11 protein-coding genes, 1 pseudogene and 1 riboswitch are annotated in these 12,001 nt (G+C 62.7%); of the genes and pseudogenes, 6 read left to right on the forward strand and 6 right to left on the reverse strand.

All coding sequences use genetic code 11. The features are described from left to right. The first annotated feature begins 4 nt into the window (after positions 1-4). The 3 genes from NKI95_RS15830 to NKI95_RS15840 are packed head-to-tail and all read left to right on the forward strand — an operon-like array spanning position 5 to position 3,520. Positions 5-1,045, forward strand: coding sequence for a 2-hydroxyacid dehydrogenase (locus NKI95_RS15830; RefSeq protein ID WP_352717871.1), 1,041 nt, complete (start codon positions 5-7; stop codon positions 1,043-1,045). A 19-nt stretch (positions 1,046-1,064) separates the two neighbouring features. Then, positions 1,065-2,582 (forward strand): glycerol-3-phosphate dehydrogenase, encoded by a 1,518-nt coding sequence (locus NKI95_RS15835; RefSeq protein WP_352717872.1) that lies wholly within the window; start codon positions 1,065-1,067, stop codon positions 2,580-2,582. Next, positions 2,582-3,520, forward strand: a complete 939-nt coding sequence (locus NKI95_RS15840) for a sugar phosphate isomerase/epimerase family protein (RefSeq protein WP_352718003.1) — start codon at positions 2,582-2,584, stop codon at positions 3,518-3,520. The genes NKI95_RS15835 and NKI95_RS15840 overlap by 1 nt, the downstream gene beginning before the upstream one ends. A 47-nt stretch (positions 3,521-3,567) precedes the next feature. Here NKI95_RS15840 and fba read toward each other — a convergent pair whose 3' ends face one another. After that, a complete protein-coding gene (gene fba, locus NKI95_RS15845; RefSeq protein ID WP_352717873.1) occupies positions 3,568-4,632 on the reverse strand; it encodes a class II fructose-bisphosphate aldolase in 1,065 nt (354 codons plus the stop codon). Between the two features lie 262 nt (positions 4,633-4,894). Between fba and NKI95_RS15850 the strand changes: the two genes are divergently transcribed. Genes NKI95_RS15850 through derI form a run of 3 tightly spaced genes read left to right on the forward strand, consistent with a single transcriptional unit; the run spans position 4,895 to position 6,897 of the window. Then, on the forward strand, positions 4,895-5,659 hold the full coding sequence (locus NKI95_RS15850) for a DeoR/GlpR family DNA-binding transcription regulator (RefSeq protein WP_292653840.1): 765 nt from the start codon (positions 4,895-4,897) through the stop codon (positions 5,657-5,659). A gap of 10 nt (positions 5,660-5,669) precedes the next feature. Beyond that, positions 5,670-6,428, forward strand: coding sequence for a triose-phosphate isomerase (locus NKI95_RS15855; protein ID WP_352717874.1), 759 nt, complete (start codon positions 5,670-5,672; stop codon positions 6,426-6,428). Positions 6,429-6,453: 25 nt separating this feature from the next. Next, a complete protein-coding gene (gene derI / locus NKI95_RS15860; protein ID WP_352717875.1) occupies positions 6,454-6,897 on the forward strand; it encodes a D-erythrulose-4-phosphate isomerase in 444 nt (147 codons plus the stop codon). On the opposite strand, the gene dhaL is transcribed toward derI, so the two are convergent. The 5 genes and pseudogenes from dhaL to mtnK form a co-directional block, all read right to left on the reverse strand. Continuing rightward, positions 6,894-7,529, reverse strand: coding sequence for a dihydroxyacetone kinase subunit DhaL (gene dhaL / locus NKI95_RS15865; RefSeq protein ID WP_352717876.1), 636 nt, complete (start codon positions 7,527-7,529; stop codon positions 6,894-6,896). The two genes, derI and dhaL, sit on opposite strands and share 4 nt — an antisense overlap. 9 nt (positions 7,530-7,538) lie before the next feature. Continuing rightward, a pseudogene (locus NKI95_RS15870) lies at positions 7,539-8,546 on the reverse strand (dihydroxyacetone kinase subunit DhaK). A 75-nt stretch (positions 8,547-8,621) separates the two neighbouring features. Beyond that, positions 8,622-9,095: a 6,7-dimethyl-8-ribityllumazine synthase gene (locus NKI95_RS15875; RefSeq protein WP_352717878.1), complete on the reverse strand. Its 474-nt coding sequence runs from the start codon at positions 9,093-9,095 to the stop codon at positions 8,622-8,624. A gap of 76 nt (positions 9,096-9,171) precedes the next feature. After that, a riboswitch (FMN riboswitch) is annotated at positions 9,172-9,318 on the reverse strand. 209 nt (positions 9,319-9,527) lie between these two features. Further along, positions 9,528-10,622, reverse strand: coding sequence for an S-methyl-5-thioribose-1-phosphate isomerase (gene mtnA, locus NKI95_RS15880; protein ID WP_352717879.1), 1,095 nt, complete (start codon positions 10,620-10,622; stop codon positions 9,528-9,530). After that, complete coding sequence (mtnK, locus tag NKI95_RS15885; RefSeq protein ID WP_352717881.1) at positions 10,619-11,890, reverse strand: S-methyl-5-thioribose kinase; 1,272 nt, start codon at positions 11,888-11,890, stop codon at positions 10,619-10,621. The genes mtnA and mtnK overlap by 4 nt, the downstream gene beginning before the upstream one ends. Between the last annotated feature and the right edge of the window lie 111 nt (positions 11,891-12,001).

Here is a 12,001-nt window from a genome sequence, read left to right on the forward strand (position 1 = left end):
GAGCATGCGCAAAAAAATTGCGATCATCGGTGACCGCTTCATGCTTCCGGACGTGTTTCGCGAGAAAATCGAGGCGGCCTGCGGCGATAATCTCGACATCCGCACCATTGAGACTGCATGGCCCGACGAGCCGATGGAATTCGGCAATGCTGCGCTCGGCCTCGACAAGGTCAAGGAGTATTTCGGTGATCCTGACGAGGTGGTCGATTTTATCGGCGATGCCGAAATTTTTGTTACCCAGCTTGCGCCGCTCTCCGAAGCCATGATGCAGCGCCTGCCGACGCTGAAGCTGGTTGCGGTATCGCGCGGCGGGCCGATCAACATCGACATGGCGGCCGCCAAGGCCCATGGCATCACGGTGGTCAATGTGCCCGGTCGCAATGCCAGCGCCGTGGCCGAGTTCACCATCGGCGCCATTCTCGCCGAGACGCGGCTGATCCGCGTCGGCCACGAAGCCTTGCGCAAGGGCGAGTGGCGCGGCGATCTCTACCGCGCCGACCGCACCGGCCGCGAGCTCAACGAAATGACCGTCGGCGTCATCGGCTACGGCAATATCGGCACCAGGCTGGTTCGGCTGCTGCGCGCGTTCGGCTGCCGCATCCTGGTTTGCGATCCCTATGTGCAATTGAGCGCCGAGGACCGCAATACCGGCGTCGAGCTGGTTGCGCTGGACGATCTGCTGTCGCGCTCCGATGTGGTCACGCTGCACTCCCGGGTCACCGAAGAGACGCGCGGTCTGATCGGCAAGGACGCCATTGCCCGGATGAAGCCGGGCGTGATCTTCGTCAACACCGCGCGCGGACCGCTGGTCGACTACGATGCGCTTTATGAGGCGCTCGTCTCGGGGCACATCGGCAGCGCCATGCTGGAAACGTTCGCCGTCGAGCCGGTGCCTGCCGACTGGCCCTTGCTGCAGCTGCCGAACGTGACACTGACGCCGCATATCGCCGGCGCGTCGGTGCGCACGGTGACTTATGCGGCCGAGCAGGCGGCCGAGGAAGTGCGCCGCTTCATCGCCGGTCTGCCTCCGGTCAATCCATGCTGACGACAGGGCATAGAGCGAGATGAGCGGTGAAACCGAAATCGTCGACCTCTTCGTCATCGGCGGCGGCGTCAATGGCGCCGGGATCGCGCGCGATGCGGCAGGCCGGGGCCTGTCGGTCATTCTTTGCGAAAAAGACGATCTCGCCGAGGGCACCAGTTCGCGATCGGGAAAGCTCGTTCATGGCGGTTTGCGTTATCTCGAATATTACGAGTTCCGCCTGGTGCGCGAGGCGCTGATCGAGCGCGAGGTGCTGCTCGAATCCGCGCCGCACATCATCTGGCCGATGCGCTTCGTGCTGCCACACAGCCCCGATGACCGGCCGGCCTGGCTGGTCCGGCTCGGCCTGTTCCTCTACGACCATCTTGGCGGCCGCAAGCGGCTGCCGGCCACGCGCACGCTCGACCTGCGCACCGCGCCAGAAGGCGCGCCGATCAAGGACGCCTTCAAGCGCGGCTTCGAATATTCCGACTGCTGGGTCGACGACGCCCGCCTGGTCGTCATCAACGCGCTCGACGCCGCCGAGCGCGGAGCCAGGATATTCACCCGCACCGCCTGCATTGCCGCCCGTCGCGAAAACGGCCTGTGGTCGGTGGAGATGCGCGACGGTCGAACCGGCGTCAGGACCACAGTCCGGGCACGGGCGCTGATCAATGCCGCCGGTCCCTGGGTCAATGACGTCATCAACCGCGTGGCTGGCCAGAACTCCAAGCGGAACGTGCGCCTGGTCAAGGGCAGCCACATCGTCGTGCCAAAATTCTGGGAAGGGCGACAGGCCTATCTCGTCCAAAACAGCGACAAGCGCGTGATCTTCATCAATCCCTATCAAAACGATCTCGCGCTGATCGGTACCACCGATATTCCCTATGACGGGCGGCCGGAGGACGTGACCGCGGATGCCGGCGAGATCGATTATCTGATCAAGGTGGTCAACCGCTACTTCAAGCGCCAGCTTGCGCGCAGCGACGTCGTTCGTTCGTTTTCCGGCGTCAGGCCGCTCTATGACGACAATGCCGACAATCCGAGCGCGGTGACCCGCGATTATATTTTCGAACTCGACGCTTCGGCAGGGCAGGCGCCGCTGCTTTCCGTCTTCGGCGGCAAGATCACCACCTTCCGTAAATTGGCCGAGCACGCGCTGGACCGCATCGCCCCGTTCTTTCCGAAGATGGGCAAGCCGTGGACCTCGAAAGGGCATCTGCCGGGCGGCGATATCGCCAATGCCGATTTCGAGCAGTTCCTCGGTGACCTCGGCCACGAATATCCCTGGATGCCGGCATCGCTGGTCAAGCATTATGGCCGACTCTACGGCACAAGGACGCGTGATCTGGTCGGCACGGCTGGTTCGCTCGCCGAACTGGGCCGGCGCTTCGGCAAGGATTTTTTCGAGCGCGAAGCCAACTACCTGTTCGAGCACGAATGGGCCGAGACCGCGGCCGATATTCTCGAACGACGCACCAAGCATGGCCTGCATCTGTCCGGCGCGGAAAGAGAAGCGTTCGAAGACTGGTGTTCGAGTCGGCTGGCGAAGGCCGGCTGATGGCTTTTGCGCTATCCCTCAACACCAATCCGCTGGTCAACCGTTTTGCCGAGCCGGACGACCTGATCGATACGATCGCCTACGCGATCGGCATCCGAGACGTTCAGCTCACGCATGAGTTCGTCAATCCCGGCTGGCCGGCGGCGACGATCGCCAAATTCATCCGCCTGTTCCGCTCCGCTCTCACCCGCACCGGTGTGCGCGTAACATCGGCGATGACCGGCCCCTACGGCAGGCTCAATCATTTCGGCCATCCCGACGCCGACGTGCGGCGCTATTATGTCGACTGGTTCAAGACTTTTGCCGAAATTTCGGCCGAACTCGGCGCTGCCGGCATGGGCACGCAATTCGCGATCTTCACCCATCGTGACTACGACGATCCTGAGCGTCGCGCGCGGCTTTTCGACATCGCGCTGGAATGCTGGCGTGAGGTTGCCGAGCATGCCCGGGCCGCCGGCTTGACCTACCTGTTCTGGGAGCCGATGTCGGTCGGCCGCGAATTCGGCCACACGATCGAGAGCTGCCGCGCGCTGCAGCGCGAAATCAATGCGACCGGCACGGCGATCCCGCTCAAGATGATGGTCGACATCGACCATGGCGACGTGACGTCGAGCAATCCGGACGACATCGACCCTTATGCCTGGGCCGAAGCTTTTCCAAAGGAATCGCCGATCATCCACATCAAGCAATCGTCGATGAACAAGGGTGGCCATTGGCCGTTCATTGCCGCCCACAACAAGGACGGCCGCATCACGCCGGAAAAGCTGCTGGAGACGATTCGCCGGGGCGGCGGCATCGGCAACGAGATCTGCCTCGAATTGTCGTTCCGCGAACGCGAGCCGGTCGACCATCAGGTCGTCGCCATGATCCGCGAGTCGGTCGACTACTGGGCGCCCTTCATCGAGACCGGCAGGGCCGATCTGTTGCCGCGAGCATGATGGGATGAGCAGGAGCCGAGGCGGCTCCTGCTCAGAACCGGAATATGTCAGCCAAATTTCGGATCGAGGCTTCCGGACTTGTAGCGTTTGGCCATTTCCGGCAGCGGCAGCGGCTTGATCTTGGAAGCGTTGCCGGCGGTGCCGAATTGCTCGAAGCGCTCCTTGCACAGCTTCCGCATGGCTGCCATTGCCGGCGTCAGATATTTGCGCGGATCGAATTCGCTCGGATTCTCGGTCAGCACCTTGCGGATCGCGCCGGTCAGCGCCATGCGGTTGTCGGTATCGATATTGATCTTGCGCACGCCATGCTTGATGCCGCGCTGAATCTCCTCGACCGGCACGCCCCATGTCGGCTTCATCTGGCCGCCATATTTGTTGATGATCTCCTGCAACTCCTCCGGCACCGAGGACGAGCCGTGCATGACGAGATGCATGTTAGGCAAGCGGCGGTGGATTTCCTCGATGACGTTCATGGCCAGTACAGCGCCGTCCGGCTTGCGGCTGAACTTGTAGGCGCCGTGGCTGGTGCCCATGGCGACTGCCAGCGCATCGACATGGGTGTCGCGCACGAACTGTTCGGCCTGTACCGGATCGGTCAGCAACTGGTCGTGGCTGATGACGCCCTCGACGCCATGGCCGTCTTCCTGTTCGCCGCCGCCCATCTCAAGCGATCCAAGAACGCCGATCTCGCCTTCCACCGACACGCCGCCCCAATGCGCCATGTCGACGACGCGGCGGGTGATGCCGGAATTATAGGCGTAGTCGGCGGGTGTCTTGCCGTCCTCCTTTAGCGATCCGTCCATCATCACCGAAGTGAAGCCGTGCTGGATCGCGGTGACGCAAGTGGCTTCGTTGTTGCCATGGTCGAGATGCATGCAGACCGGGATATCGGGATGGATTTCGACCAGCGCATCGATCAGTTTGGCAAGCACGACGTCGTTGGCGTAGGCCCGCGCGCCGCGGCTCGCCTGCAGGATGACCGGCGATTTGGTCTCCTCGGCGGCCTCCATGATAGCGAGGCCCTGTTCCATATTGTTCATGTTGAAGGCAGGCACGCCATAGCCGTATTCGGCGGCATGATCGAGCAATTGTCTCAGTGTGATGCGAGCCACTCAGTAGTCTCCCGTATCCGGTTTCGAGCCAGTGTTTGCGGGCTGTTCGGTTGTCGTCGAGCCCCTGATGCTTCTGGCCGCATTTCCGCGGCACCGCAACCGCTGGGCGCTCGGCCGGCAGCAATTCTTGTTACAGCACGCGACCAGAAGCGTCATGATATCTCATAGAGACATAACATTATCACAAAAAATTTGGTGGCTGTGCGACGTTTCCTGTTATATCTCGGAACGTGCGTTCGGGTTGCACGAGGAATCCGCGGAAATGAAGAGCGACGGCCGCCGGCAAGGCATCATGGATTTTCTGATGGACACCGGCACCGCCAGTGTCGACGATCTTGCCTCGCGCTTCGGCGTCTCCAAGATGACCGTCCACCGTGATCTCGACGAGCTCGAGGAAAGCGGTTTTCTGCGCAAGGTGCGCGGCGGCGCCTCGATCCAGCCGAGCAGCCTTTTCGAGAGCGATTTCCGTTACCGCCAGCGGCTGGCCGGCGATGAAAAGCAGCGCATCGCCGCCGCCGCCGTGACGATGATCGAACCGGGCCAGACGGTGATTATCGACGATGGCTCAACCGCGGGCGGCGTTGCTCGGCACCTTGCCGATCTGCGTCCGCTGACGGTGATCTCGAACAACCTGGCTGTCATCCAGGATTTGGCGGGCGTTGCCGGGATTAACCTGATTGCGCTCGGCGGCCAGTACAGCAAGAAGTTCCACGGCTTCTTCGGCCTGCTCGCCGAGGACACGCTGAAATCATTGCGCGCCGATGTCGCTTTCCTGTCGTCATCGGCCATACATGGTGCCTCTGCCTTTCACCAAGATCAGGAAGTGGTCCAGACCAAACGGCTGATGATGGCCGCAGCCGCGCGCAAATATCTGCTGGTCGATCATGGGAAATTCGGCCGCACCGCCTTGCATTTCCTGACCGATCTCAAGGCTTTCGATACCGTCTTCACCGGCCGCGAGCCGCAGCCGCAGATGCGCGCGGCGCTGGATGGTGCTGGCGTTTCGCTGACAGTGATCGCAGAGTAGGAGAGCACGCATGGTTTACTGGGTCGGCACCAGCTGGAAAATGAACAAGACGCTCGCCGAGGCGATGGCTTTCGCCGATGCATTGGCCGAGTTCGTCCCCGGTTTCGACGAGCGCATTCAGCCCTTCGTCATCCCGCCCTTCACGGCGATACGCGAGGTCAAGAAAGCGCTGTCGCCGGCGCGCATCAAGGTCGGCGCGCAGAACATGCATTGGGCTGACGCTGGCGCCTGGACCGGCGAGATCTCGCCGATAATGCTGAAAGACTGCGAACTTGATATGGTAGAGTTGGGCCACAGCGAACGGCGCGAGCATTTCGGCGAGACCGACAAGGCTGTCGGGCTGAAGACTGCGGCGGCGGTGAAGCACGGTCTCGTGCCACTGATCTGCGTCGGCGAGACCTTGGCTCAACGCGACAGCGGCCAGGCCGATGCGGTGCTGGCCTTGCAGGTGCACGGCGCGCTGCAGTTTCTCGAAGGCGCGGCCAAGGCGGCGACTATCCTGTTCGCCTATGAGCCGGTCTGGGCGATCGGTGACAAGGGTGTGCCGGCAAGCTCGGACTATGCCGGCCGACAGCAGGCGCTGATCAAGAAAATCGCCGGCGACCTCCTGCCGGCCATACCGCCGGTGCTTTATGGCGGCAGCGTCAATCCGCAAAATGCCGCCGAACTGATCGGACAGTCTCATATCGACGGCTTGTTCATCGGCCGTTCCGCCTGGCAGGCGGAAGGCTATATAGACATCCTCAAACGCGCCTCGGCGGCGATCTAAGCATCGAACAGGAAGGAAACCGAACATGAAAATAGCCATTGGAGCCGACAGCGCCGGCAAGCCGCTGCTCGACGTCATTGCCTCTCACCTCGCCACCAAGCCCGGCCTCACGGTCAATGACCTCAGCCAGGCGGGCTACTATGCCGACCTGTCGCAGAAGCTCGCCCAGACCATCCTGGACGGCGAGAACGATCGCGGCATCCTGTTTTGCGGCACCGGGATCGGCGTATCCATTTCCGCCAACAAGGTGCCCGGCATTCGCGCCGCACTCACCCACGACACCTATTCGGCAGAGCGCGCCGCAAAATCCAACAACGCCCAGATCATTACCATGGGCGCCCGCGTCATTGGCCCGGAACTGGCCAAGTCGATCGTCGACGCATGGCTCGCATCGGAATTCGATGAGAAGGGACCATCGGCAGGCAATGTCCAGGCCATCGACAGGCTCGACGCGGCGAAGCGGGGTTAGACCAGACTGTTCCGCATCGCATTGATGATCGTCACGGCCGACGCGGCGCCGGGATCCATGTGCCCGAGCGACCGCTCGCCGAGCCGCGACGAGCGGCCCTTCGCGGCGATCATGTCCTTGGTCGCCTCGGCGCCGCGCTCAGCCGCGGCGAACGCAGCGTCAAGACTTTCGGCCAGCGTCTTGCCGGCGCCTTGGGCTGCGGCGGCCGCTTGCGCCGCCGGCAGCCAGGCGTCGACCATGGTCTTTTCGCCGAGCTCGGCCTTGCCGCGATCCTGGATGCCTTGCGCCATCGCCCGGAGCATGGCGATGACGTCAGCGTCCTCCAGAATTGCCTTGCCTTTGACGGCGACGGCACCGCGCATGAAGGCCGTCGCATAGAGCGGGCCTGACGAGGCGCCGACGGCGTTGAGGAACGACTTTGCCGCGGTGTTGAGCAATGCCGTCGGCTCGGTCGACGCATCGATCTGGTCCAGCGCGTCGCGCACAGCGCCAAAGCCGAGCGCCATCGCAATGCCGTGGTCGGCATCGCCGATGACGCCGTCGAGCCGGCAGAGCCGGTCCTTGTCGGCATCGATCGCCGCGGCGATCGCATTGAACATTCTTTTCAAGCCGGCTGTGTCGATCGAGGTCATGATGCCCTCTCAGCCGGCACGGAACATGGCGCAGTCGCAGGGATGGTCGAGCATCTCCTGCAACTCGCCGTCGAGATGCATCAGCGTCACCGAGGCGCCGGCCATTTCGAGCGAGGTGCAATAATTGCCGACCCAGGTCGCATGGACAGCGACACCGATGTCATCGAGCCTGTGCTTGACCCGTCGGTTCATGACGTAAAGTTCCATCAGCGGCGTCGAGCCGAGCGAATTGACGAGCACAGCGACCTTGTCGCCTCGCGCCGGCGCCATCTCGTCGAGGATATTGTCCACCATCTCCTCGGTGATATCCTCTGCCGTCTACAGATTTACAAACTCAAACAGGGGCTCGCCATGGATGCCCATGCCGATCTCCATCTCGTCCAGTCCGATCTCGAAATTGGGCCGGCGGGTCTGCGGCAGCGAGCAGGGCGACAGCGCCACGCCCATGGTGAAGGTGTAATCGTTGGCCTTCCTGGCGATGCGCTCGCATTCGTCGAATGACAGCATCCGGTCGCAGGCGGCACCGGCGGCCTTGAAGATGAAGAAATTGCCGGCGACGCCGCGTCGCTTCTGCCTCTGGTCGCGTGGCGCCGAGGCGACGTCGTCGGTGGTCAGCACGGTGCGCACTTCGATGTCGTCCATTGCCGCCATTTCGGCGGCCATGTCGAAATTCATCACGTCGCCGGCATAGTTGCCATACATGAACAGCACGCCAGCACCGCCGCTGGCCGCCTTGGCGCATTCAAGGATCGGGTCCGGCGGCGGCGAGGCGAAGACATTGCCGATGGCCGCGGCGTCGGCCAGCCCCTTGCCGACGAAGCCGAGGAAGGTCGGCTCGTGGCCCGAGCCGCCGCCGATGACGAGGCCGACCTTGCCGGGGCGTGGGCCGTCGCGGGCGATGATGGAGCGGGGGCTTCCGTCCGCGCTTTTAAGCTGGCGGGGATGCGCGGCCAGGATGCCTTCCAGCATCTCGTCGACCGTGCGGTTGCCGTCATTGATGATCTTCTTGGTCTGCACCTGCATCCTCCCGATTTCGGTATTTTCGCAGATAGTACAGCGTGTTACCGGGATTTCCACCCGGGGACGGACATTTCACGCGGCGATGCGTTCCAGCGCGGCCAGGATCTGCACGCAGGCATTGGCTGCCTCTTTGCCCTTGACCTGGAAGTGTTCGAAGAAGAAGCGGTGATGGTCCGCGCTGTCATGGTAGTTGTGCGGCGTCAGCACCGCCGAAAGCACCGGCACGCCAGTCGACAATTGCACGGTCATCATACCGTCGATGACCGCACTTGCCACGAATTCATGCCGGTAGATGCCGCTATTGACGACGAACGCGGCGCCGAGGATAGCGGCATAGCGGCCGGTCTCGGCAAGCGTTTTTGCATGCAGGGGAATCTCATAGGCGCCTGGCACATCGAAGACATCGACGGCAAAGCGTTTCTCTCCGAGAACCGCCAGTTCCGCCTCGAATGCTTCAACGCATTGGTCGACGATATCGGCGTGCCAGCGCGCCCGAATGACGGCAAAGCGGATCGTTTCATAGTCGTTGTGGGAATGCTGATTCATGGGTCCATCTTTCCGTTTCGATCCAGAATCAGGACGCACGATACGGAATCCGAACCGCGAAAGCGGACCGTCTTCCGTTCGTTCTCTTCCATCCGGACTGTGACCGTCGGCTCCGGAATCACACCGGATCTGCTGACCCTTCCGGCTAACCGGAAAGCGCTCGCGGGCTTGGGCCGAGACCCTTACCGCCGGTGGGGACTTTCACCCCGCCCTGAGAACATTGACGGCGTTTGTATGGAAGGCCGCATTACCGATGTCAATCGACGCCGTGGCTGGAGCTGTAATCTCCCCCCTTGAGGGGGAGATGGCCGGCAGGCCAGAGGGGGTCGTCTCACGTAGAGCGCCAACATCTTCTCGGCCTAGAAGGCGCGGGCGCTCCACACGCTGCGACCCCTCTGTCGCCTCCGGCGACATCTCCCCTCAAGAGGGAGATCATCCGCGCTCGGGAAACATCGCCCTCAGGCCTTCGCGTGAGGCCGTAGCGACACCGCGTTCCGTGATCAAGCCGGTGACCAGCCGCGCCGGCGTCACGTCGAAGGCCGGATTGGCCGCCGGCGTGGCTTCCGGCGATACGCGGACCTGGGCGATCTCGCCGGAAGCCGTCTTGCCCCAGACCAGCGAGACCTCGTCGGGCGAGCGCTGTTCGATCGGGATTTCGGCCAGCCCGTCGCCCACGGTCCAGTCGATTGTCGGCGACGGCAGCGCTACATAGAACGGCACGTCGTTGTCGTCGGCGGCGAGCGCCTTGAGATAGGTACCGATCTTGTTGCAGACATCACCGTTGGCGGTGGTCCTGTCGGTGCCGACGACGACCATGTCGATCTGGCCGCGCTGCATCAGATGGCCGCCGGCATTGTCGACGATCAACGTATGCGGCACGCCGTGGCCGGCCATCTCCCAGGCGGTCAATTGGGCACCCTGGTTGCGGGGTCGCGTTTCGTCGACATAGACATGGACTGGAATGCCGGCTTCCGTCGCCAGATAGATCGGCGCAGTGGCGGTGCCGTAGTCGACGGTGGCCAGCCAGCCGGCATTGCAGTGGGTCAGGATATTGACTGGTTCGCCCGGCTGCTTGCGCGCCGCGATCGCCTTGATGATTTCGAGCCCATGGGCGCCGATGGCGCGGTTGAGGCCGACATCCTCGTCGGCGATCTCGCCGGCACGTCGATACGCAGCCGCGGCACGTTCTGCCAGGGGAAGCGTCAGCAGGAAGCGCTGCATTTCGTTCAGCGCCCAGCGCAAATTGATCGCCGTCGGGCGCGTTTCGTGCAAGGTTGCCCAGACCGCGTCGAGCGCCGCATCCGACGGATCGTCGGCCATCTGCATGGCTACGCCATAGGCGGCGGTGACGCCGATCAGTGGCGCCCCGCGCACCCACATGTCGCGGATTGCCGTGGCGATGCCGGCGACGGTATCGATCTTTTCGATGCGGAAATCATGCGGCAGCCAGCGCTGGTCGATGATCTCCACCGAACGCCCGTCGTCGCTCGGCCAGATGGTACGGTAGTGGCGGTCGCCGACGTTCAAATCCTGCTCTCCCGTTCGATCAGCGCGGCCAATTGATTGACCTCGTCGATGCTGTGGATCTGGCGCCGGTTGACGGCGAGGTGACGGCCGAATTTCAGCGCCCTTGCTTCACATCTGGCGCGCAGATCCGGATCGGCAATGGTCTCGAAATCAGCATTATGGGCAAGGCCGAGAATGCGCCGGTGAACCTCGACGCCGGCAAAGCCGAGCAGATCGGTCCAGATCGAATGCAGCATGTGGTCGAGCGCCTGCTCGGCGCCAAGCCTGTCGCCCTGATCTTCGAACAGGCTCTTCTGGTAGAGCATGCCGGTACGCTCGGTTCGCCACAGATGCGAGAACTCGCTGCGGAACACCGACCATGTCTCGACCGTAACGCCGAGCAGATAGTCGCGCATGGCGTCGCGGCTTCCGCCCTGTTCATGGCCGCGCTGCGAGAAGAACGCCATCCAGAAATTGGCGAGCAGCATGCCGACGTCGAAGGCGATCGGGCCGTAGAAGGCGAATTCGGGATCGATCATCCGCGTTTCGGTGTCGGTGACCATGATCGAGCCGGAATGCAGGTCGCCATGCAGCAGCGTCTCCGCATTGGCGGCGAAGATGTGCTTCATGCGCTGCGCCTCGACCTTGAGGTCGCGGTCGGCGCGCAGCTCGGCGACAATGCCATCGAGCTGCGGGCTGGTGTGCCGGTTCATCTTGGCATCGAAATACGGATCCGAGAAAACCAGGTTCTCGGTGATGTCGCAGAGTTCGACATTGTCGGCGAACAGCGCCAGATCGGCCTTGCGGGCCTTGGTCGCCATATGCAGGTCGGAGCCGCGAAACAACGTGCGGGCCATGAACAGGCCGATGTCTTTCGCGATGTTGGGCAGTTGCCGGCCCTCGATCAGCGCCCGCCGCAAGATAATGTGCGGCGACAGATACTCCATGATGATCAGCGCCTGGCCTTCATCGAAGTGGTAGATATCCGGCACCGAACCCGGCGCCCGTGCCTGTTGCCGCGTCAGCGCATGATATTCGAAGAAGGAGCGTTTTAGCGGCAGCGGCCAGCTGTCGCCGACCAGCCGGACATAGGGCAGGGCCTGCTTGACGACGGCCGCACCCTCAGCGCCTTCGACAATGAACACCAGGTTCAGATTGCCGTCGCCGACTTCACGAACCTTCCACTGGCTCGTGTCCTTGCCGATCTGCGAACGCAGGGCCTCGTTGGCACGGAGACGGCCCGCCAATGTCTCGACCGACAGTGCTTCGAACGGCGATTTCCCAGTCATCCTCACCTCCCGCTCATGTGCTCCGATGATAGCGGAGCCAACGCGGTCGGGCCAAGCTAGGAAGCCTGCTGGCAATTGTCAATCGTGTTGACAATTGCCGATATAGCCCAT

Source organism: Mesorhizobium sp. M0306, assembly GCF_040321655.1.
Lineage (GTDB): Bacteria > Pseudomonadota > Alphaproteobacteria > Rhizobiales > Rhizobiaceae > Mesorhizobium.

What these genes read in the sequence shown, in the direction of transcription:
- NKI95_RS15830 (WP_352717871.1), top strand. Translation starts at nt 5, where the DNA reads ATGCGCAAAAAAATTGCGATCATCGGTGACCGCTTCATGCTTCCGGAC.
- NKI95_RS15835 (WP_352717872.1), top strand. Translation starts at nt 1,065, where the DNA reads ATGAGCGGTGAAACCGAAATCGTCGACCTCTTCGTCATCGGCGGCGGC.
- NKI95_RS15840 (WP_352718003.1), top strand. Translation starts at nt 2,582, where the DNA reads ATGGCTTTTGCGCTATCCCTCAACACCAATCCGCTGGTCAACCGTTTT.
- NKI95_RS15850 (WP_292653840.1), top strand. Translation starts at nt 4,895, where the DNA reads ATGAAGAGCGACGGCCGCCGGCAAGGCATCATGGATTTTCTGATGGAC.
- NKI95_RS15855 (WP_352717874.1), top strand. Translation starts at nt 5,670, where the DNA reads ATGGTTTACTGGGTCGGCACCAGCTGGAAAATGAACAAGACGCTCGCC.
- derI (WP_352717875.1), top strand. Translation starts at nt 6,454, where the DNA reads ATGAAAATAGCCATTGGAGCCGACAGCGCCGGCAAGCCGCTGCTCGAC.
- dhaL (WP_352717876.1), bottom strand. Translation starts at nt 7,529, where the DNA reads ATGACCTCGATCGACACAGCCGGCTTGAAAAGAATGTTCAATGCGATC.
- NKI95_RS15875 (WP_352717878.1), bottom strand. Translation starts at nt 9,095, where the DNA reads ATGAATCAGCATTCCCACAACGACTATGAAACGATCCGCTTTGCCGTC.
- mtnK (WP_352717881.1), bottom strand. Translation starts at nt 11,890, where the DNA reads ATGACTGGGAAATCGCCGTTCGAAGCACTGTCGGTCGAGACATTGGCG.